19 protein-coding genes are annotated in these 20982 nt (G+C 66.1%); 6 read left to right on the forward strand and 13 right to left on the reverse strand.

Annotation, left to right across the window (positions count from 1 at the left end; translation table 11 throughout):
* The coding region (locus ACXJMY_RS25220) for a DUF1522 domain-containing protein (RefSeq protein ID WP_456622049.1) at positions 1 to 948 on the reverse strand (948 nt) is incomplete at its 3' end.
* Positions 949 to 1269: 321 nt separating this feature from the next.
* Between ACXJMY_RS25220 and flbT the strand changes: the two genes are divergently transcribed.
* The gene (flbT, locus tag ACXJMY_RS25225; RefSeq protein ID WP_456622050.1) at positions 1270 to 1710 is read left to right on the forward strand and encodes a flagellar biosynthesis repressor FlbT; all 441 of its coding nucleotides are present in this window, start codon (positions 1270 to 1272) and stop codon (positions 1708 to 1710) included.
* A gap of 90 nt (positions 1711 to 1800) precedes the next feature.
* On the opposite strand, the gene ACXJMY_RS25230 is transcribed toward flbT, so the two are convergent.
* The 9 genes from ACXJMY_RS25230 to ACXJMY_RS25270 all read right to left on the reverse strand — a co-directional run bounded on the left by ACXJMY_RS25230 (position 1801) and on the right by ACXJMY_RS25270 (position 15414).
* Complete coding sequence (locus ACXJMY_RS25230) at positions 1801 to 3303, reverse strand: pyridoxal phosphate-dependent decarboxylase family protein (RefSeq protein WP_456622051.1); 1503 nt, start codon at positions 3301 to 3303, stop codon at positions 1801 to 1803.
* A complete protein-coding gene (locus ACXJMY_RS25235; RefSeq protein WP_456622052.1) occupies positions 3300 to 4553 on the reverse strand; it encodes an ATP-grasp domain-containing protein in 1254 nt (417 codons plus the stop codon). The genes ACXJMY_RS25230 and ACXJMY_RS25235 overlap by 4 nt, the downstream gene beginning before the upstream one ends.
* A gap of 1 nt (position 4554) precedes the next feature.
* Positions 4555 to 6198 carry a hypothetical protein gene (locus ACXJMY_RS25240; protein ID WP_456622053.1) on the reverse strand — a complete coding sequence of 548 codons (1644 nt, stop codon included), beginning with the start codon at positions 6196 to 6198 and terminating at the stop codon, positions 4555 to 4557.
* Positions 6188 to 6970: a hypothetical protein gene (locus tag ACXJMY_RS25245; protein ID WP_456622054.1), complete on the reverse strand. Its 783-nt coding sequence runs from the start codon at positions 6968 to 6970 to the stop codon at positions 6188 to 6190. The genes ACXJMY_RS25240 and ACXJMY_RS25245 overlap by 11 nt, the downstream gene beginning before the upstream one ends.
* Positions 6971 to 7041: 71 nt before the next feature.
* Positions 7042 to 8934 (reverse strand): flagellar protein, encoded by a 1893-nt coding sequence (locus ACXJMY_RS25250; RefSeq protein WP_456622055.1) that lies wholly within the window; start codon positions 8932 to 8934, stop codon positions 7042 to 7044.
* A 21-nt stretch (positions 8935 to 8955) separates the two neighbouring features.
* Complete coding sequence (flgK, locus tag ACXJMY_RS25255; RefSeq protein ID WP_456622056.1) at positions 8956 to 10839, reverse strand: flagellar hook-associated protein FlgK; 1884 nt, start codon at positions 10837 to 10839, stop codon at positions 8956 to 8958.
* A gap of 34 nt (positions 10840 to 10873) precedes the next feature.
* Entirely contained in the window at positions 10874 to 13165 is a 2292-nt protein-coding gene (locus ACXJMY_RS25260; RefSeq protein WP_456622057.1) for a flagellar hook-basal body complex protein, read from the reverse strand.
* A 179-nt stretch (positions 13166 to 13344) separates the two neighbouring features.
* Positions 13345 to 13857 (reverse strand): peptide-methionine (R)-S-oxide reductase MsrB, encoded by a 513-nt coding sequence (msrB, locus tag ACXJMY_RS25265; RefSeq protein WP_211385360.1) that lies wholly within the window; start codon positions 13855 to 13857, stop codon positions 13345 to 13347.
* 87 nt (positions 13858 to 13944) lie between these two features.
* The gene (locus ACXJMY_RS25270; RefSeq protein ID WP_456622058.1) at positions 13945 to 15414 is read right to left on the reverse strand and encodes an NAD(P)/FAD-dependent oxidoreductase; all 1470 of its coding nucleotides are present in this window, start codon (positions 15412 to 15414) and stop codon (positions 13945 to 13947) included.
* A 93-nt stretch (positions 15415 to 15507) separates the two neighbouring features.
* On the opposite strand from ACXJMY_RS25270, the gene ACXJMY_RS25275 reads away from it, so the two are divergent.
* Genes ACXJMY_RS25275 through ACXJMY_RS25285 form a run of 3 tightly spaced genes read left to right on the forward strand, consistent with a single transcriptional unit; the run spans position 15508 to position 17004 of the window.
* A complete protein-coding gene (locus ACXJMY_RS25275; protein WP_456622059.1) occupies positions 15508 to 16044 on the forward strand; it encodes a SixA phosphatase family protein in 537 nt (178 codons plus the stop codon).
* Between the two features lie 57 nt (positions 16045 to 16101).
* The gene (locus ACXJMY_RS25280; protein WP_456622060.1) at positions 16102 to 16527 is read left to right on the forward strand and encodes a universal stress protein; all 426 of its coding nucleotides are present in this window, start codon (positions 16102 to 16104) and stop codon (positions 16525 to 16527) included.
* A 15-nt stretch (positions 16528 to 16542) separates the two neighbouring features.
* Positions 16543 to 17004: a hypothetical protein gene (locus ACXJMY_RS25285; protein ID WP_456622061.1), complete on the forward strand. Its 462-nt coding sequence runs from the start codon at positions 16543 to 16545 to the stop codon at positions 17002 to 17004.
* A 378-nt stretch (positions 17005 to 17382) separates the two neighbouring features.
* Here ACXJMY_RS25285 and ACXJMY_RS25290 read toward each other — a convergent pair whose 3' ends face one another.
* A complete protein-coding gene (locus ACXJMY_RS25290; protein ID WP_456622062.1) occupies positions 17383 to 17619 on the reverse strand; it encodes a DUF1127 domain-containing protein in 237 nt (78 codons plus the stop codon).
* 186 nt (positions 17620 to 17805) lie between these two features.
* Here ACXJMY_RS25290 and ACXJMY_RS25295 point away from each other — a divergent pair, with 186 nt between their 5' ends.
* A complete protein-coding gene (locus ACXJMY_RS25295) occupies positions 17806 to 19149 on the forward strand; it encodes an aminotransferase-like domain-containing protein (RefSeq protein WP_456622063.1) in 1344 nt (447 codons plus the stop codon).
* A 79-nt stretch (positions 19150 to 19228) separates the two neighbouring features.
* Here the strand turns inward: ACXJMY_RS25295 and ACXJMY_RS25300 are convergent, their stop codons facing one another.
* On the reverse strand, positions 19229 to 19828 hold the full coding sequence (locus ACXJMY_RS25300; protein ID WP_456622064.1) for a YdcF family protein: 600 nt from the start codon (positions 19826 to 19828) through the stop codon (positions 19229 to 19231).
* 65 nt (positions 19829 to 19893) lie between these two features.
* Positions 19894 to 20481 (reverse strand): hypothetical protein, encoded by a 588-nt coding sequence (locus ACXJMY_RS25305; protein WP_456622065.1) that lies wholly within the window; start codon positions 20479 to 20481, stop codon positions 19894 to 19896.
* A gap of 65 nt (positions 20482 to 20546) precedes the next feature.
* On the opposite strand from ACXJMY_RS25305, the gene ACXJMY_RS25310 reads away from it, so the two are divergent.
* Positions 20547 to 20981, forward strand: a complete 435-nt coding sequence (locus ACXJMY_RS25310; protein WP_456622066.1) for a hypothetical protein — start codon at positions 20547 to 20549, stop codon at positions 20979 to 20981.
* Position 20982 lies beyond the last annotated feature (1 nt).

A 20982-nucleotide genomic window follows, 5' to 3' on the forward strand; every position in this document is an offset into this window, starting at 1 on the left:
ACGGCGCCCGCAGCAGCGGTCGAAACGGCAGCACCGGACGGCGCCCGCAGCAGCGGTCGAAACGGCAGCACCGGGCTGGCTGGCGCTCACGGAGATCGTCGCAGCACCCGAGGTGATGGATGCCGTCTTCACGCCGCTGGCGAGATCGATCGCGCTCAAGAGATCGTTCACGGTCGCGAGCGAGGCCGGCGTGGCGGTGTCGCCGAGATAGACAGTGGTATTGCCGCTGCCGTCGGTGACGAGGTGGCCGCTGACGCCCGAGCCGGACGGAACCGCGGTCGAGGCCGGCGCGGTGCCGCTGCGGAAGGTGATGGTCTTGCCGTTCACGGTCAGCGTGTCGCCGTCGGCGGGCTGGGCGTTGCCGAGCAGGCCGGTGGCGCTCGTGCCGCTGGTGGAGATCAGGGTGATGGTGCCGGCCAGGGCSGTGGTGCCGTCACCRGCCGTCGCRCCAGTGCYKGCRAAGSWGCCGATGGTRGCGCCGAGCGTSGTGGTGCCGCTCGCCGCGGTRGTGCCGCCGGCCGCGCCGCTAAACACCACGTTGCTGCTCGCCGTCGCGCTGGCGTAGGAGGTCGTGCCGCGCAGGTCGGCCGCCGTCGCACCCGAGATSGTGGYGGAGACGTTSGACTTGGTGGAGTAGCCGACSGTGGTCTGCAGCGCCTGGTTGGCGATCGACTTGGCGCTGTCGATCAGCTTCTGCAGCGAGGTGATGCCGGTGTTGGCAGCCTGCAGCACCTGCACGCCGTTGGCGATACCGTCGAGCAGATTGTTGATGTCGCTGGCGCGGTTGTCGAGCGACTGTGCCGTGAAGAAGTTGGTGGGATTGTCCAGGGCCGAGTTGACGCTCTTGCCGGTCGACAGACGGTTCTGCGTGGTGGCGAGGAGGTCAGCGGTGGACTGGAGGGAGAGCAGGTTCTGACGAACCGAGGAGGAGAGAACGATACCGGACATGACTCTGTTACCTTTCTGGTAAACGACGCTACTGTTACGCGTCTGCTTGGATCGAGATTGACCCAGCGACCGGCGGACCGTGGCGCCGAGACCTCTAACGAAACATGAAATGAAATCGGCGCTTTCGTTGAGTCGGCGCGCGATTCGGTCGATCCGCACGCCGGCGATGCGGCTTCGCCAGGTGATTTCAACGTTGATATGATTGATTTTTTTGGCGGCAATCGCCGAGATTCATAAGTCGTTAACTAATCTTGATGGAGTATTGCGCCTTGATCCGCCGCAACACACGCTCGGTTACGAAAGCGTTGATGGAGAACAGGCATGGCCCTCAAGGTCGAGCTCAGACCGCACGAACGCATCATTGTCGGTAACTGCGTGATCACCAACACCGACCAGCGCGCCCGCCTTCTGATCGACGGCGAGAACGTGCCGATCCTGCGCGAGCGCGACATCCTCACGCCGGAGACCGCCGACACGCCGGCCAAGCTCGTCTATCTGGCGGTGCAGCTGATGTACATCTCGCCGGATCCGCAGACCCAGCACGGCACCTATTTCAACCTGGTGCGCGATATCGTCACCGCCGTGCCGAGCTCCTGGCCGATCATCGAGGCCATCAACAACAACATCATGAGCGGCGATCTCTACCGGGCGCTCAAGGATGCCCGCAAGCTGATCGCCTATGAAGAGAAGCTTCGGGGTCAGTACGAGGCCACGCATCCCAAGGTGGAAGCAGACAAGAACGACGTCAGCTCGGCCGCCTGAGCACATATCTCGGATTGACGCGCACCCGCGCGAACGACAACGGCCCCGGATCATCTCCGGGGCCGTTGTCGTTCTCAGCCGCGTTCGTGGTCACTGCGCCGCGAGCGGCGGCGCCTCGACCTCGACCAGGCCGACGCGGCTCCGTCGTCCGCCGAACTCCAGCACCGCAGCCACAAGCGCCTCGATGTCCGTCTCGTCGGTGCGGTGATTGACGATCGCGGCGCGGATCGCCAATTGGCCTGCGACGGTCGTGCTCGACGGCGCCGCCACGCCGGATTCCTGAATGTCGGCGACGATCTCGCGATTGATCTCATCGTCGGCGCCGCGGTAGCGGAAGCAGACGATGTTGAGATTGACCGGAGCAAGCAACTCCAGCCGCGGCTCGGCGAGGATGCGCGTCTCCAGATACTTTGCCAGCGCGCAGCTTCGCGCAATCACCGCGCCCAGGCGGTCGGTGCCGAACGTCTTCAGCGTGAACCAGGTCTTCAGCGCGCGGAAGCCGCGCGACAGATCGGGCCCGAGATCGCAGGGCCAGACCGCTCCCACCGCAAGCCCCCTCGCCTCGCGCCGCAGATAGGCCGCCGGCTGCGCAAAGGCCTGCCGGTGCCGTTCGCCGTCGCGCACCAGCAGGAAGCCGGCGTCGTAAGGCACCTGCCCCCATTTGTGGAAATCGAGCGCGATCGAATCCGCAAGCTCGATACCGTCGAGCAAAGGTGCAAGCTCGGGCGAGAGTATCGCCAGCGCGCCGAAGGCACCATCAACGTGAAACCAGATTCCTTCCTCGCGGCACAGCTCCGCAATCGCCTTGAGGTCATCGATCGCGCCGATATCGACCGTGCCTGCCGAGGCGACGACGAGGAACGGCTTGAAGCCGACCTCGCGGTCCACCGCGATCTGCGCACGCAGCGCGGCGACGTCGATGCGATGATCGGCATCGACGTCGATCTTGCGCAGCGCATCGGTGCCGAGCCCGGCAATGTCCATCGCCCGCGAGACGCAGCCATGGGCGGCACGCGACGTGTAGGCGGTGAGCAGCGCGCCGTCATTGCCGATGCCGTACTGCCGCGCCAGCGAGCCGAGCGCGCTGGTGCGCGCCACCAGCACCGCCATCAGATTGGCCATCGACGTGCCCGTGACGAAGATGCCGCTCGCGCTCTCGGGGAAACCGAACAGGCGGCGCATCCAGTCGACGATCTGGCGCTCGACCTCGATCGGCATGTGATCGCGTCCGCCGAGATTGGCATTGAGGCCCGCCGCGAGCATCTCCGCGAGCATCCCGACCGCAGTGCCGCCGCCATGCACCCAGCCCATGAAACCGGGATGAACGTTGCCGGTCGCGTAAGGCGCGACGCGCTCGGAAAACTCGCGATAGACGTCGGCGAGATCGCTCGCCTCGCGCGGCACGTCGGTCCTGAATGCCGCACGAACATCGTCGGGGATCGGTTGCCAGACCGGACGCTGACGGACGTTGGCAATACCGTCGATCGTCTCATCCAGCATGCGATGGGCGAGCGCGCGAAACTCGCTCCAGTCCTGCGGGTCGAGCGAGCCGTGAGCGCCGGCTGCCTGGGTGTTGCGGATGATCTCGTTCATGCTGCACTCTCCTCGCCAGCCTTTGCGTGCTGCGACAGCATCGCCGTGAACGCGGCGAAGATCTTGCGCATCTGCGGCGGCTTGTAGGGAAACACCGCCGGGGGATCCATGTTGTGCACGACGGCGGTGTTGTCGGCCTCGAACACCAGCAGCTCGCCGTCCTGGTTCTCGGCGCAATCGACGATGAAATAATCGAGGCCGACGCGCCTGCTCATCTCGTCGAGCGCCGCTCTGTGGCGCGCCGCGAAAGCGTGGTCGAAGCCGAGCATGAAGACGGCTTCTTCAGCCCGCTTCTCTTCGCTGAACGCCATATAGGCGTTGAGGTACCAGATGTCCCAGCGATCGGCGATCGCCATGTGGCAGGCGTAGGGTTTGCCGTCGACCATGGCGAGACGATATTTGCGGTAGAGCCCATCGGCGCTCGAATAGTCGACGAAGCGCGCGACGAAGAAATCCTGCTCCTGCCGCTCGGCGAGATAGGCAGCGAGCGCCGCTGCATCGTCGATCTTCGCGAGCCCGACGCCGGCATGCGTACCGCGCGGCCGCACGATCATCGGAAAGCGCAGTTCGCCCGTGATGTCCTCGCAGGCGATCTTGCCTTCCGAAAGCTTCGACAATTGCGCGCGCATCGCGTGGACGGTCGCGGGAATGTCGAGACCAGAGATGCCCGCCAGCAGCCGGTAGAGCTTGTCGCGATCGAGATTGCCGATCAGCTCGGGGCGATTGAGCAGCGGCCGCGGCCAGCGTGGCGCAGCCTGTTCGATGACGGCGAGCGCCTCGCGGCATTCCTCGGAATCGGAGGCAACGACGATGGCGACGTCGTGATCGGGCAATGTCGCCGGCAGGCCGACGCCCTTGACCACGTACAGCGTCAGCAGCTCGATGTCGGAGTCTTCGAGCAGGAATTCGATCGGGGTGTTGCCGCCCATGTCGATATCGGCCGCGAGCGCGAGCACACGCAACCGGGGTTTCGAAACCGCGCACGGCGTACGAAACAATTGATGGAAGGAAAGCACCTCGGTCTGGATCACGAGCCCGGCCTCCTTCTCGCCGAGAAGCTGGGCAATCAGCGACAGATCCAGGCCTTCGCCCGCCTCCGCCGTTCCCGCCGCGATCCGCGCCAGAAGATGCTCGCGCAACGGATGCAGATCGCCGCCCTCGAAGGCCCGGCGCGTCAACTGCGCAAAGCCGATGCGGTCGGAATAGTTCGGCGTGGTCGCACCGTTCGGCGCGGAAACAGGATGCAGCATCTTACACCTCAAGCACAGACATCCCCGGCGCGGTCGCGGCACGGTCAAGCAGCAGCTCGATCTTCACCAGGACATGGGCGACCCGGTCGAGTACATGCTGAAGATTGCGTCGCGCTTGCGCCTCGTCCGCGGACCAGGCCTCGGTCACGAGGCGCGCGCCGACGCAGAGCCGCAGCACGGCCCGCGGCGCGTCGTCCTGCCGCTCCAGCCGGACCGGCTGACCGATCAGGCAGCGCTGCGCGGCCACCTGCCGGTCCGCCGCGCTGCCGCTGATCTCGTCGTTCATGTCGACCGCCAGCGCGCGATGAACAGCTCCGGTCTCGGCGATCGAGACCGGTCTGCCGTCGCGCAGCAGCGTGAACGGAAAGATCGTGGCTTGGGCAAATTCCTCGTCGTCCGCGCCGGCCTTCTCGACCGCGGTTGGAACGGCCTGAAGCGACGGCGACAGCGCGATCATGCTGTCGATGCCGCCTGCAAGCTCGGCCAGCGCCCTGGCGCGGAAAGCCCCGGGCACGGCATAGTAGCTGCCGATCTCCGCGAGCGCCGCTTCCCAACGCAGCCATTGACCGAAATTCGGCCGGCGCTCGAAGCGCGAACGCAACGCAGTCCAGGCCTTCGGCCAGTCGCTGCGACCGGCATAGTCGAAGAAGCCCGGCGCGATCCCGCCAACCCGGTCGAGCGATCGCGACATGCCTTTGGGCACCAACAGCGCGCCGCTGAAGGCGGGCCCGCCGAAGAACTTCGAGCCGGTGATCAGCACCATGTAGCCGCGGTCGAGATAGGAACGCAGCCGCCGGCGCCCGAGCCTCGCCTGGCAGGCATCGACGACGACCTGGACCTTGCGCGGCCACCGCCGCGCGATCTCGTCGAGACAGGCCGGGCTCGGGGCGCGCCAGCCGAGCTTTGACGTATCCATGATCTGGAGCAGCACGGGCGCGCCTTGCGCGATTGTGGCTTCGACTGCACGCAGCACGGCGGCATCGGCGTCGGTGCTCATCGTGATGCCGGGCGCAGAACCGAGCAGCGGCAGCGCGACGCTGTCGCCGGCAAGCCCCGCCACCGCGCCGTCCTTGCGCACGGCAAGGCCGCTCGCCGTCATCGAGCTGAAGTGGCGACCGCGCGCGGTGTAGGCCGTGCCGCTTCCGGTCTGGTCGGCGCCGACCACGATCGTCACCGGCGGCGCGCCGAGCGCCGTGTGCGCCAGGAACAGCGCGTGAAGCTGGGAATCGGTGCCGGACGGCGAGAACACAATGTCGACGCGCGGCGAGAGCTGGAGGTGGCCGCGCAGCTCGTCGCGCATGTCCTCGCAGCGCGCGTCGAAGGCGACCTCGACCTCGTCGAACAGGCACTTGTGCATCAGCTCCTCGCGCGCCAGCGCAGCGCGGTCGTAGGCCGCCTGCGAGATCGTGGACGCGGTCGAAGAGGCGAAATTCCAGATCTCGGGCTCCGGCGACGGCGCGCAGCCATAGGCGTTGACGCGGTGCTTCGGATCGAGCGAAAGCCGCGGGTCTCCACCAGAGACGAGCAGCGTGTCCAGCGGCGTGAAGAGATCGCGCAGGCGGTAGCGCGAGCCGCCGTCGGACGCGCGCTCCAGGACCGACGGATGGGATGCGCCGATGCTCATCCCGGAAGGCTCACGCCGCATCGGCCGCCGCCGCGGGCGCCGGCGCGAATTGCGAAGCGATGTCGCCATGGAACACCGACGGCCCGACATGGTCGAGCGAGCTCTGGATGTCGGCCCAGATCTCGCCGCCGATATCGGTCCAGCGCTTGCAGAAGGCGAAATCCTCGGAAAGGTAGGTGCCGGTCGCCGGATCGATCATGCATTCGAACAGCGCGAACCGGTTCTGGCTCGCGGCCAGCGTATCGTGGGAATGCTCGCGGAAGAACTGCAGGCCTGCATGGTTCGGATGGCGGCACATCGCTTCCAGCGCGTGGCGCCGGATCATCAGGAAGCCGGTGCCGGCATAGCGCACGCGGGTAAAGCCGTTGACCACCACGATGCGGTCGGGATCTTCGATCTCGAGCACGTAATCGAGCGAGGCCGCCGGCACATCGGCCCGGCCGGCCTGGATCGCCCGCTTCGCCTTGTCCCAGTTGACGCGCTTGATCGGATAGCAGCCGGCGACGACATCGGCTCCGCATTCGATCAGCCGAAACACCTGCTCCGGCTTGAACCCGATGTCGGCATCGATGAACAGGAAATGCGTCGCCTTGGGATCGTCCAGGAACAGCGCGACCAGGTTGGCCCGCGCCCGCGTGATCAGGGCATCGCCGTCGCGCAGCAGCACCTTGAGCTCGAGATTGGACATGCCGTGCACGGCGCGCTGGAGCGCGAAGATCGAGCTCGCATAGATGCTCGAAACCTGCCCGCCGAAGCACGGCGTGGCCACCACCAGTTGCATCTTGTCCGACATCGACGGCTCCGCCCCGCTCCAATCCTCACCAAAAGGTAAAGAGGCATGGTTAACGACGCCTTAACGCATCCCTACAGGAACTTGACGAGCGAGAGCTGCGCGAGATTCGAGGTCACCTGGTAGGACGCCTGAAGCGCGTTCTGGAGCGCCAGGATCTCGCTCGCGACCTGGTCGGGCGAAGCCGATTCCGCCTGGTCGACGATGCTCTGGAGTTGCGCCTTGGCCTGGGTCTGGCGCGTGCTCGCGTCCTTCATCGTGTTCTGGGCCATCGCGATGTCGGTCTGGATGTCCTCGATGCGCTGCTGGCCGGGCTGCTGCGTCAGCGCCTGGGTCGTGCGCAGGCTGAGCGCGGCGACCTGCCCGCCCGAATACTGCCCGGTCGGCGAGGTCGAGAACGTCCCGAACACGGCGATCGCCTGCAGCTGCCGGCGGATCGCATCCTCGTCCGCCTGCGCGCCATACTGCACCGTCACGGAATCGTCGACCCGCGCCACCGCGGTCGAGCGCGCCGAGCCCGGCCCGTCATTGCCCTGGTACCATTTCACGGTGTTCGCCGAGCCGTTGACCAGCGTGGTCGCCGAGCTCGCCGGCGAGGAACCGACGCGCAGCGGCGGCTGCGTCGCTGTCACCGGCGTCGCGCTGAAACCGAGTGCGCCGAGCGCGGCGGTCGCGCCGGGTGACGAGCCCGAGATGCTCAGGCTCGCCGCATCGTCGGTCTTGATCGTGATCGAACCGCCATGGATCGTCGACGGCTTCGAGGTCCCCGTGATCTGGTCGATCTTGCCGAGCAGGGTCTGGATGCTGTCGCCGACATTGAGCTGGTTGCCGGTCGCGCCCGAGCTGACGAAGGTGAGCGTGGTGCCGTTGACGGTGAGGGTATCGCCGGCGACGAAGCCCGGCGAAATCGAATCCGAGGGGCTCGTGCCCGACAGCGCCGTCGCGCCGGTGATTGGCGCTGGCGTGGCCGCCTGGTTGTTGACGGGCGCGCCGATCGCGGAGCTCGCGGTGTTGAAGAAATTGTCGCCGGCGACGATCGCGGACGCCGCCACCAGCGAGGTGTTGGCGAGCTTCGTGATCGCGGTGTCCAGCGCGGTGTTGAGGTTCGTTGCGGTGTTGGCTGGGTTGACGGGGGTGCTTGCATCGATCGCAAAGCTCCCGACCGGCGTCGGCGTCGCGCTGGACGCCGTCAGGTCGATCTGCTCGGTCGAGCCGTCCGGCAGCGTGAACTGGATACTGAGCTTGTCGCCGTTGTTCGGGTTGACGCCGTTGAGATTGACCGAGAACGATACCGGTGAGCCGCTCGGCCCGGTGACCGTCGCGCCCGTCAGCGTCGAGGACACCGCCGCGATCTTCAGCCCGAACGGCGACGTCGCCGAATCCTCCGACACCTGTATTGCGCCCGACGGCAACGTCGATTGCACCAGCCGCCCCTTGCCGTTGGCACCGAGGTCGGCGGCCTGGCGCTCCGCCATGACGGTCTTGAAGCCGGCCTGGGTCGTGGTGCCGTTGATGATGTCGCCGGCATCCGCAACCGGCTGCGTGTTGAAGGCGGTTCCGGAAAACAGATAGCGGTTGCCCGACTGCGTGTTGAGAACACCGACCATCGAGCCGAACTGGGCGGCGGCGGTGTTCTGCGCGATCGTCTGGCCGTTGACGTTGAGGGCCTGCGCCGAATTCGCGGAGCCGGTCTGCACCGTATTGCGGATCGTCGTCAGCGACTGGAGCGCGGTATTGGCAAGGTTGATGTTGACGTTGACGTTGGTGATCGTGTCGGTATAGGCCGCGATGTTGGAGAGCTGCGCGCGCGAGGCGATCGCAAAGCCCTCGTTGGTGCCCATGCCGGAATAGTTCTGCGACAGCTTGCCGGTCGAGAGCTGCGTCGACAGATCGGTGAGCTGCTGATTGATGTTGCGGATCTGCGAGCCGAGAACCGACGAGGAGTAGTTGATGCTGCTGATCGACATGTTTCAGAGCCCTGTTACTTGTTACACTTGAGCCTGGAGCAACGTGTTCATCATGCCCTGCACCACCGACATCACGTGAGCGTTGGCGGCATAGGCATTCTGGAGCTGGATCAGGTTCGACATCTCCGAGTCCAAATTGACGCTGGAGGTCGAGTTGAACTTGGCCTGGAGCGTGGAGACCACGACGCTCTGGCCCTGCTGGAGCTGGGTCGCCTGGGTCGCGGCGTTGCCCTGGACGCTCAGGAACTGCTGGAGATAGTTCGAGACGCTGCCGGTGAAGGGCTGGCTCGCCGAGCCGAGACCGCTCTGCGGCGAATAGGAGAACACCGCCGAGGTGAGCTGCGAATAAAGATAGTCCGAGCGCGTAGTGTCGCCCGCGGGCGTCACCGGCGAGGTGTTGTAGACCGACATCCTGGTCGGATCGCTGACCAGCTGCGTGTTGACGGCGATGCGCCCGGCAAGGCCGGTCATCTGCGAGCCCGACGCGGTGATCGCGCCGGTATAGAGCGCCTGGCCGCCGTCGGTGAACAGCGGCAGCTGCGGATTGCCCGAGGTCAGCGACGAGATCGTCTTGGTGATCGAGGACGAATTGACCTTGGCAAGGCCAGTGTTGTCGTCGGTCACCCGCAGCGTGGTGGCCGTCGCCGGCGACGGGGCGGCGGAGAACGACAAATGCGAGCCGGAAAGCGCGGTGTTGAGTGCGGACGCGATCGCGCCCATGCCGCCGGAGAAATTCACGCCGATCTGAATCGGGTTGGCATTGGTGGCGTTCGGGAGCGGCAGCGCCGCCGGATCGGTCACGTTGACCAGCGTGATCTGGCGCTTCGTGTTGGTCGCCGTATCGGTGTAGGTCAGGTTGACGGTGTTGCCCGGCTGCGCGCCGGCAAGGTCGATGTCGAAACCGGCCGGCGGGCCGGACACCGCGCTGCCGGCCGTGGTCTTGTCCGACAGCGCACTCGACATCGTGGCGGCAAGCTGGTCGATCTGGGTCTGCGCCTGCACCAGCGTCTGGTCGCGCAGCTTGAGATCGGCCGCGATCTGGCCGGACGAGACCACGTTGTTGGCGACGACGTCGAGCTGCGAGCCGTTCGGCAGCTTGATGTTGAACGCGCCGACGCCGGACTTGGCCGGATCCGTGTTGTAGAGCGAAGTCGCCGACAGCGCGCCGGCGGACGCAAAAGTGAATTGCGAGGCGAGCCCTGCGCCGACCAGCTGGATACCTGTCGTGGTGTAGATATTGGCCTGGTTCGACCCGTCGGTGGTGACGCGGACGTCGACATATTTCGACAGCGTGTTGATGGCCTGGTCGCGCTGATCCATCAGCGTCGCGGCGGACGGGTCGTTCGCCGATAGGCCCTGGAGCTTGGTGTTGATGTCGGCGACCTTCTGCATCGCCGCGTTGGCCTGCTGCGCCGAGGTGCCGAGATCCTGCTCGACGTTGGAGCGCAGCGACTGAATGCCCTTGGTGGTGACGTTGAGCTGCTGCGCCAGCGCCTGCGCCGCGCCGACGGCCACGGTCTGCGCCGAGGACGATCCCGCGCTCGTCGACAGCGCCTGCAGCGCCGTGGTGAAGTTGTTCAGCGCGGTTTCGAGTGTGCCGCTGCCGCCGGGATTGCCATAGACATTCTGAAGTTGCTTCAGGATGTTGGCCATCTGGTCGGCGTAGCCGCTGCCGCCGGTCTCGGTGCGCAGCTGGTTCAGCACATAGGTGTCGAGCTCCCGGCTGACGCCGGTCGTCATCGCGGTCGAGCCGAAGTCGCCGGTGGTGACCTCGATCTGGTTCGGCGTCTGGACGACGTAACCCGGCGTCTGCGAGTTGGCGACGTTCGAGGAAACGATCGAGAGCGCGGCCTGGTTGGCACGCAGACCGCTCATCGCACTGGCGAGGGCTGAACTCAAACCCATATCACTGGCCGCCTTTGGTTACGTCACGCGCCGATCAGCGCAACACGTTGAGGAGGTCCTGCACCATCGAATTCGCGGTCGTGATCACCTTGGTGTTGGCCGAATAGGCCTGCTGGGTCACGATCAGCTTGGTGAACTCGTCGGCGATGTCGGTGTTGGAGCCTTCCAGCGACGAGCCGCTGATGGTGCCCGAAGCGCCGTCGATCGCAGGGCCCGACTGGTCGGTCGCTGCATAGGCGCCGCCGTCGAGCGCCTTGAGGTAGTTGGTGCCGTTGAAGTGCGACAACGTCACCTGGGCGAGGTCGAGGTTCTGGCCGTTGGAGAAGGTTCCGACCACGAGGCCGCTGTTGTTGACGGCGACGGAGCGGAGCTGACCGGCGGCGTAGCCGTTCTGGGTGATGGTGTTGATCGTTACCGCGCCGCTGGTGCTGGCATATTGCGTCAGACCGCCCTGGGAGATGTTGAAGGCGACCGAGCCGAGCGACTGGCCGCTGACGGTGACATTGTTGATGGTAATGCCCGAGCTGCTCGGCGAGGTCAGCGAGCCGTCGGCGGCAAAGGTGAAGGCCTGTCCCGTGTTCATCCACGCAACGTTCGTGCCGGTCGCGTTCGGGTCAGTCTGATAGAACAGATTCCAGGTGTCGGAATGACCGGTTCCCAGCGAGGCGCTGTCGGTCTTGGCCCAACGGAGCTGCAGATTCACCGGCGTGCCGGCCGCATTGTAGGCGGTCACCGCGCCACCGCTGATCGTTTCCTTGGTGAAGGTCGCGACGTCGTTGCCGATCACGGTGCCCGTGCCGGCCGTCCCGCCGCCGCCGCGAGGCTTGGAAACGGCTGCGGTGAAGCCGAGCGCCGCGAACGCATTGGTGTTGCTGCTGGAGACGTTCAAAGAGGGGTTTGCGGTGCCGGTATTCAGCGTGATCACTCCGTTGCTGATCGACGAGCCTGAAGTGCCGGCGAGAAAGTCGATCTTCTGAAGCAAGGTCGAGATGTCGTCAGTGACGCTGATCTGGTTCGGGTTGTTAATGGGGGGGGCCGCGGAGACGAAAGTCAGCGTCTGACCGTTCACGGTGATCGTATCGGGATTAACGACGGGCGGACCCGCCGACCCTGCCTGGAAACCCGATGAAAGAACTTCCGAATTGCCAGCCGTCGCAGCGCCACTGAGCAGCGTATTGCCGGTGATCGGAGGCGTGGACAGCACGTTGCCGCCGCGCGTCACGTTGCTGAGGCCGAGCGTGGTCGCCGCGCTACCGCTGATCGCAAGATCGACGAGGGTGCCGCCTGCGATCTGGATGTTGCCGGTACCGGTGATCGTGGCGGTGACGCCGTTGCCGGCGCCACCGGCCGTTTGAATCGCAGTGAGGATATCGTTCACCGTCGTCGTGGCGCCGGCCTTCACGCCGATCACGGTGCTGGTGGCGGTTGTCGTGATGCCCGTCGCGGTGTTGTCGAAGGTGATCGTATAGGGGCCGCTGCCGTTGTTGATGGTCAACGTCTGGCCGGCCAACGAGACGCCGAGATGCGGGCTTGCGTTCGGGTCGAGGGACGTACCGCTGCTCGCTGCGGCCGATGCGCTGTTCAGCAGGGCCACCGAGCCGGTTACCGTCGTCGACGTGTAGGCCGAGCGCAGATTGCCGGTAGCGGCGGCGCCGGAGACCGTCGCGTTCACATAAGGCGGCGGCGGCGTGCCGACGATCAGCGGGTTGGCGGCGAAATCCGACGGGTTCAGGCCCCCGGCCGCCAGCAGCGTCTTGGCCGCCGCGGTCGAGCTCGCCGCCGTGTTCGGCTGCGACGGCAGGTTCGCGGCGTACTGGATCGAGGTGGTCGCCTGTGCTGGGATGAAGTTGTTCTGGAATTTCAGGACGGTGGCGACGTTACCGGTCGGGTTGCCGGTCTTGGGGTCGACCGTGGTGCCCATCAGATAATAGCCGGCGCCGTTGACCAAATTGCCGTTGGCATTGAGCTGGAAGTCGCCGCGACGGGTGTAATAGGTGACGCCGCTGAACACCGGGACGTTGTCGACGATCCCGGTCGCCTTCTGGATCGAGAAGAAGCCGTCGCCGGTGATCGCCATGTTGGTGGCGACGGTGGACGAGGAGATTGTGCCCTGCGTCGTGATCGTCGCCTTGGCGTTGGCCGTCACGCCGCCCGCGACCTGCTTGCTCGGGACCGAGGCGTCGGGAATGAGATCGACGAAGCTGGTGCCGATGCCCTTGTAACCGGTGGTGGATGAGTTCGCGATGTTGCCGGAAATGTTCTGCAGCGCGTAGGACTGCGCCTGCAGGCCACCCACCGAGGTGTTCATTGCATCGAAGATACCCATAACTTTGTCTCCAAATCCGATCTCGGCGGCCGGTCGACCAGGGCCGCAGTCGGGAGAGACAGTCGCAAGGCCTATGCCAATGCGGGTATTCTCAGGAAATCAATGACTTAAATAGACAAGCCCCGGTCCGATGACCGGGGCACAATTGCCGGGCCGGCAACAATTGCCGGTACCAAACCTCAAGTCGCCGACGCTGCCGCCGGGTGGAAAACCAGCCCGAACCCGTCGATGCAGTAGCGCAGTCCGGTCGGCTTCGGACCGTCGTCGAAGACGTGGCCGAGATGGCCGCCGCAGCGCCGGCAATGCACCTCGGTGCGGAGCATGCCGAAGGTGCGGTCCTCGGTCTTGCCGACATTGCCCTCGATCGGCTGGTAGAAGCTCGGCCAACCCGTGCCGCTCTCGAACTTGGTGTCGGACGCAAACAGCGGCAGGTCGCAGCCGGCGCAGGCAAAGATGCCCTTGCGGTGCTCCTTCAACAGCGGGCTGGAGCCGGGCCGCTCGGTGCCCTCCTTACGCAGAATTTCATATTGCTGCGGTGTCAGCTGGGCGCGCCACTCGGCGTCCGTCTTCTCGATCTCGAATTTCTGCGCGGCCTTCTCGCCAGCCTCGGCGGGTGTTCCTCTCAGCCAGCGGAAGGCCGAAAGGCCGAACAGGCCGGCGACAGTCGTTAGCAGGATGCGGCGGTCAAACATCTCATTCTCCGTGAGCGGGGAGTCCCACGCCCTGAGATACGGGCTCTAACGGCCGACGTTACACTTCCGGGCGGAATTTCTCTCAACTTATTGCGAGATGCTGCCGTCCTGCGCGGCCGGTTCCGGGACCCGAATTGCGTCTTGGGCCGCAGGTTCCGGCGGCGGGGCCGGCCGCGGCCGGACACCGGCTGGCGGACGGCGTGGACCGGTGCCGGCGGCCCGGTTGGCTTCGGCGAGCCGCGCCTCACGTTCCCGGTCCTTGACCCGCGCCCGCTCGCGGTAGCGGGCGAGCGACCCCGCGGCGGCGGAACTCGCCCTGCCCCAGACCCCGACCAACTGGCCTGCGACCCGCCCGGTCGCGCCCCCCGCCCAGACCAGCTCGAACGGCGAGAACAGCCGCCAGCGCTCGTCGCCCCACAGGATGCTGCGTGCGATCAGCTGTCCGGCCATGGCCGAGGTGTTCATGCCCTGGCGCCCGAACCCGCTCGCCACCCACAGGCCTTTGCGCAGCTGGCCGATCTGCGGCATGCCGTGCACGGTCTGGCCGGTGGCGCCGCCGAACGTATCGGTGATCTCGACATTGCCGAGACCGGGGAAGATGGTGCGGATCCTGCGGCTGACGGCGCCGGCAAAGCGCTGCGGGCGCGCGGCCCATGTGGTCTCGGGGCTTTCCCACATCAGGCGATCGCCGTCGACAATGCGGAAATGGTCGACGCCGTCGGAATCCATCACCGATCCCTTGAAGCCGACGAGGTCGTGCACGCGCTCGCCGAGCGGCGCGGTGATGCCGGCGTAGCGCCAGACCGGCAGCAGCGTCTCGGACAACCGCTTCAGCGGCGCGCCGAGATGGATGTTGCCGGCGAGCACGATGTGGGTCGCGCGCAGCCGCGCCGAGGGCGTGACGATGCGCTTGCGGATGCCGGAATGATCGATGCTGACGACCGGCGTATCCTCGAAGATGCGGGCGCCAGCCCGCCGCGCCAGCGCCGCGAGGCCATGCACATATTTGCGGCCGTCGACCTGGAATGCCCTCGGATAATAGACGCCGTGGAAGTAGTGATCGGTCTTGAGCACCTGGCGGACGCGATCGACCTGCCAGCCCTCGACATCGGTGTCGAAATCCTCGGTCAGCATCTGCAACCGGCTGATCAGCCGGTCGCCGGCATCGACGTTGGAGACCTCCAGCACACCGTCGCTCAAGCCGATGCCCGGCATGTTCTCTTCCGTGGCGTTGGCGCGGACGAACTCGGCCCCCTCCTTCGACAGCGTCCACAATTCGCGCGCATCTTCGAAGCCGATGCGCTCGATCAGCTCGGTGAGCGGCAGCGCAAAGCCCGGCATCACCGTGCCGAGCTGGTTGCCGGAGGCGTTCCAGCCGATATGGCGGCCCTCGAGCACCGCGACGCTGGCCCCGAGCCGGGCCGCTTCCAGCGCGATGGAGAGCCCGGCCAACCCTGCCCCGATGACGCAGATGTCGGCATCGAGGTCGAACGACAGCCGTGCGCGCTCGCGAAAGCCGGCTTCTTCCTGGGACACGCTTGTGAAAGTCTCGCTCATGTCGTTTTCTTAGAGGACTGTGCCGGCGCTTGTCACCCTGTCCTCAGCCGGCGCCGGTAGATTATCCCGGACACATAACGATTCGAGAATGCCATGCGCCGTTTGATGCTGCTGCGTCACGCCAAGACCGAGACTGACGCGCCGAGCGGCCGTGACCAGGATCGCCGGCTGGATGACCGCGGCCACACCGATGCCGCCGAGATCGGCGACTGGATCGCCGCCCATCCGCCCTTCCCCGATGCCGTTCTGGTGTCGCACGCCGTCCGGGCCCGGCAGACCTGGGACGTCGCCTGGGAGGCGATGAAGAAGCGTGTCCCGGCGCCGCAGGTCGAGATCCTGCCGGAGCTCTATGGCGCCGACCCTGCGCAAATTCTCGAATCCATTCGCACTGCAACCATCCCGGCCAATCCCCGGCACTTGCTGCTGGTCGGGCACAATCCGGGCATGCACGAGGCCGCGCTGATGCTGACGGGCGGCGGCGATCCGGCCGGCGCCAAGGCGCTCGCCCACAACCTGCCCACCGCGGGGCTTGCGATCTTCGACTTTGACGTCAAGGATTGGGGAGACGTGGCCTACCGCCGCGGCAAACTGGTGCTGTTCGTCAGCCCCAAGCTGCTTCGACTGGGATGAGACGCGCGGGCGCCGTCTCGACCGGTTGAGCCAGTTTGAATTGAGAGGGAGGCGCAGATGTTCAAGTCCATCCTCGTGCCCATCGACCTCGCCGACACGGATCTGGCAAAGCCGGCGATCGCCACCGCGGCAACGCTGTCGCAGACCTGGAGCGGCGCGGTGCGCCTGCTCAACGTGCTGCCGATGACGCCGGTGATGCTGGCGGAATACGTCCCGGCCGATTTCGACGAGCAGCAGCGCCAGACCTCGGAAGAGGCGCTCGCCATCGTCGCACGCGAATCCGGCATCGACGCCGCGCGCATCTCCAGCGTGGTGCGCCAGGGCGGCATCTATCACGAGATCCTGGAGGAGGCCGTGCACGTGAAGGCCGATTTGATCGTGATGACCTCGCACCGGCCGGCGATGCGCACCTATTTCCTCGGCTCCAACGCCGGGCATGTGGTGCGTTATGCGAAGTGCTCGGTGCTGGTGGTCAGGCACTGACCTCGGAGCAATGTCGTGAAGAACTGGTGGCGCAAGTGGAGCCATGAGATCCCGCTCGCGATCGGCGACGCGCTGTGGGAGGCGCTGGTGGTGCAATTCGCCGCGCTGCTGGAGCGGCTGACATGGCGAAAGGTGGCGGCCCTCATCCCCCTGGGCATCCTGCTGCTAGCCTATTATCACAACGTACCCCTGCCTCCCGCGCTGATGCTGGTCGGGGATCTCGTCGCCTATATCGACATCTTCTCGGTGGTGTTGATGCTCAGCATTCTGAGCCGGGCCGCGACGATTGCGTTCCTCGTGAGGCGGGCGGCTGCGCGCGCTGCGGCGCTGGTTGCGCGCCTTCGCATCAGCGTGGGACGGATCGATGCCAGGCACCGGCGTGACGCGGGTTCGGCGACAAGGCCTCGCCGCAAGTCCGACCTCTCTGAAGGCGATCGAGCTCTTGGCGGAGCGTGGGACCAAGCCGCCTTCGCCTGATCCATCGACACCCTCGTGGCCCGGATGGAGCGCAGCGCAATCCGGGGCCGCTTTTTTCGCCTGGATGGATTCCCGGATTACGCTCCGCTCCATCCGGGCTACAAGATATCGCGCTACCTGTCGGGCAAAACACCCAGAATGCCGGTGGTGCCGCGGTCACCCTGAGCTGCCAACCATGCGACGCAACGCGCCGCGTGGCGAGCCTCGAAGGGCGACGGCCCGGCTGCATCTCGGCCGACATCCTTCGAGGAATGGACACTGTCGCCGCGGAAAGACTCTGGTGCTTCGCTGCGTTCGCAATGACGGTGTTGAGGTATTGTACACCTCTCGCGAGGCCGTCATGCCCGGGACTTGTCGGGCATGACGATCGGCCAAGCGTCACAGATACCGCGTCAGCTCGGCTTTGACCTGCCCGTAGACGGCGTCCTCGATCTGGCTGCGCGTGATCCCGATGTCGCGCAAGGCGCGGTCGTCGAGTTCGTTCAGCGTCTTGACGGCGGAGCGGCGCTCCAGGCGCTCGAACAGCGCATAGGCGCCATTGGCGAGCGCGCGGAAAAATCCGCTCGATGAGGATGGGCGTAAATTCCGCCCGGCAGTCTGCGAGATCGTGGTCATTTTCCTTCTCCGGCCTGTCGTCCCGCACGGCGAAAGAGATGCCGTTGGCGCAGACGCTGGAAGCGTCTGCTCCTGATTTGCCTTCGGATTGCTCTCGCTTTCCTCGGCTCAATCGCGGGCCTTGATGGAACTTAAATGCTCCAGTACAATCCTCGGTACAAGGAAAACATTGCTCTCGGTGCAATAATGTCCAAGTTCGAGTACGTGAAGCTTGCCGATGCCATTGCCCTCGATATCTCTAACGGCACGTTAAGGCCCGGCGACCGGCTGCCGCCGCAGCGCAATTTTGCCTATGATCGCGGCATTGCGGTCTCGACCGCGAGCCGGGTTTATACGGAATTGCTCCGCCGCGGCCTCGTGGTCGGCGAGGTCGGCCGCGGCACCTTCATCTCCGGCGACATCAGGCGCGAAGTCGAGACGATGAGCGAGCCGCGCGACGCGCGCATCGACTTCGAGGTCAATTACGCGCTGCTGCCGCAGCAATGGGCGATGATCGCCAAGAGTCTCGCGGGGCTGGAGCGCGTCGATGCACTCGAAGCTGCGCTGCGCGTCTCGACCAGCACCGGCACCAAGAGCGCGCGCAATGCCGCCGCCGCCTATCTGGCACGCAAGGATTACACGCCGCAGGCCGAGCAGATCGTCTTCACCGCCAACGGCAAGCAATCGGTGGCGGCCGCACTCGCGGCGCTCGTTCCCACCGGCGGCCGCTGCGGCGTCGAGGCGCTGACCTACCCCTACGTCAAGAGCATCGCCGCGCGGCTCGGCGTGACGCTGGTCCCGATTCCGATGGACGAGTATGGCGCCCGTCCCGACGCGATCCAGAAAGCGCATCGCGAGGCGCACCTGTCGGCGCTGTATCTCCAGCCCATCATCCAGAATCCGCTCGGCGTCACCATGAACGCGACACGGCGGGCCGACATCATGCGCGTCGCCGAAAAGCTCGACCTCACCATCATCGAGGACGCCGTCTACGGCTTCCTCGCCGACGACACACCGCTGGCGGTGCTCGGACCGAACCGCTGCATCGTGGTCGACAGCCTGTCCAAGAAGGTCGCGCCGGGCCTCGCGCTCGGCATCCTGGTCGCGCCGCCGCATCTGCGCGAGAGCGTGATGAGCGCGGTCCGCACCGGCGGCTGGATCGCCTCCGGCCATGCGCTCGCGGCCGGGCAGCGGCTGATGGCCGACGGCACCGTCGCCGAGCTGACGCGGCTGAAGCGGATCGACGCCGCACGCCGCCAGCAGACTGCGGCAAGACTGCTGGCCGGCTACCAGTTCGCCGCGGACCCCCGCTCCTATCATCTCTGGCTGACGCTGCCGCCGCATTGGCGCTCGCAGACCTTCGTTGCCGCAGCCGCGCGGCGCGGCATCGCGCTGACGCCGTCCTCGACGTTTGCAATCGCGCATGGCCATGCGCCGAACGCGGTGCGGCTCGCGCTCGCCCCGCCCTCGCTCGAGCAGCTCGATTCCGGCCTGCGCACGATCGTCTCGCTGCTCGGCACCAAGGAAGAGGATTTTGACTCGACGGAGTAGCTAGAGAGTTTTCGAGCGAAGTGGATACCGGTTCGCGTCAAGAAAACGCGTCAAAACAAGAATCCATACCCCCCGCCCGTCAGCTCTCCGGCCAGTCCGCGATAAAGCCCCTCGCCTTGTACGGCTCGATCTTGTCCCATTCGTGCAGGATCCGGCGACGAAATTCGGCGTCCGTATGCCAAAGCGCGCGCGGCGTCGCGAAGCTGTCGACGGTGAGCAGCATCTTTGTCACCCCCGGCCAGTGCCGGTGCAGCGTCATCGGGTAGCGCCGCGCGGTCCAGGTGTTGCCGAGGCAGATCACGCTGCGGACGTTCTGCAGCCCCAGCGCGACATCGATGATCGGCAATGACAGGATCACGTTCTCGCCGGTGTTCATCGCGCGATGTTCCTCGAGGATGCGGTCCGCCGGAATGCCTGCGGCAATCATCGCCGCCTTGATGACGGTGCACTCGGATTGCTCCGAGCCCGGCGTCACGCCGCCGCTGACGATCGACCAGCGGAAATAGCCCTCGCGCCATAGCCGCGCGGCGGTCGCGACGCGCAGCGCAACGTCCTCACGGGTCCCGAACAGAAACAACAGGTCGGCCGGCGACAGCGGCGTTTCAATCAGATGTCTCGGGTTGATCGCTTCGATCTCATCCGCCGTCGGCAGGCGGCGGCTGCGGTCCATGGCTGACATGGCCGCACCCTGCGATATGGGTGCCGGGCGGCGAAGTCACATTTGATTGCGGCCGGTTGCAAGTCCTACGGCAGCAAGGACCGAGGCACGCGATCGAAGCTGTAGCTCTGCGGCTGATTGCGCCGCACGAAGCCGCCGACCTGCCAGACGAACAGCGCGGCAAAGCCGATGATGAACAGCACGCCCGCGAATTCGCCGATGATCAGCGCGCGAATGAACAGCCCCGTCATCGCCACCGCCAGCACCGCCAGGAACGCCAGCACCGCCGCATAGGTCTTGCGGCCGAGGCCCGCCGTCAACGCGGCGCGACTGCCGGCCTTCGCCATCCGCGCATGCAGCTCGATCATGAAATCGCGAAAGCCGTTGTTCTGCGGCGCCATCAGCGCCGCGGTCTGCCAGCTGGTCGACAGGATCGCGATACGACCGCCGTCGGCATGGCTGACGTCGGCGCGAAAGCGGTGCTGCTGCATCGACACCGGCCGGAACGACAGCCGGATCGCGCTGATCTCATCGTAGCGCCAGACGCCCGAACGGCCGCCGATGCGCCAGGACAGGCCGGCGTCGGTGAGCTCGAAGCGATGCGCCGAGCCGATCAGCGACGCCTTGTAGGCGTAGCTCGTGGCTGAAGCGGCCGGGGCCTCGGAAAGCTGCATCTTCACACTCGATCCCGTCTGCGATCCGCTTGCGCGACCGCCCTCGCCCATCCTACAAGCGAGCCATGGCTGAGACGACCTTTTTCCCGCGCCGGCTGATTCTCGGCGCCGCCGTGATCGCCGGCGTGCTGCTCGCGCTCGCAGTGCACATGCTCGGCGCACGCTACGGGCTCGACCTCGGCGGCCTCTGGCGCTCCGATACGCACGAGTTCATGCCGGCGGGCGCGGCGATCGCCTGGTGGCTGATCGCGACCGTCGGCTTCTCCGGGGGCTATTTCACCGCGACCTTGATGCAGAGCGCCGTCTCCGGCCAGATCCCGCAGAGAATGCGGCAATTCCTGATCGCGGTCGGTGTGCTGCTGCTGGCGGGAGCAGGGCAAGCGGCCTCGGCGCCGAGCCCGATCCCGACCATCTCCGGCGTGCTGGCGGGCCTTGCCGCGCTCTGTCTCGGCGCCGTGATGGCGTTCTGCGGCGCGCATTTCGCGCTGCGCCGCAGCTAGA

The sequence above is a fragment of the Bradyrhizobium sp. P5_C12 genome (assembly GCF_054049735.1).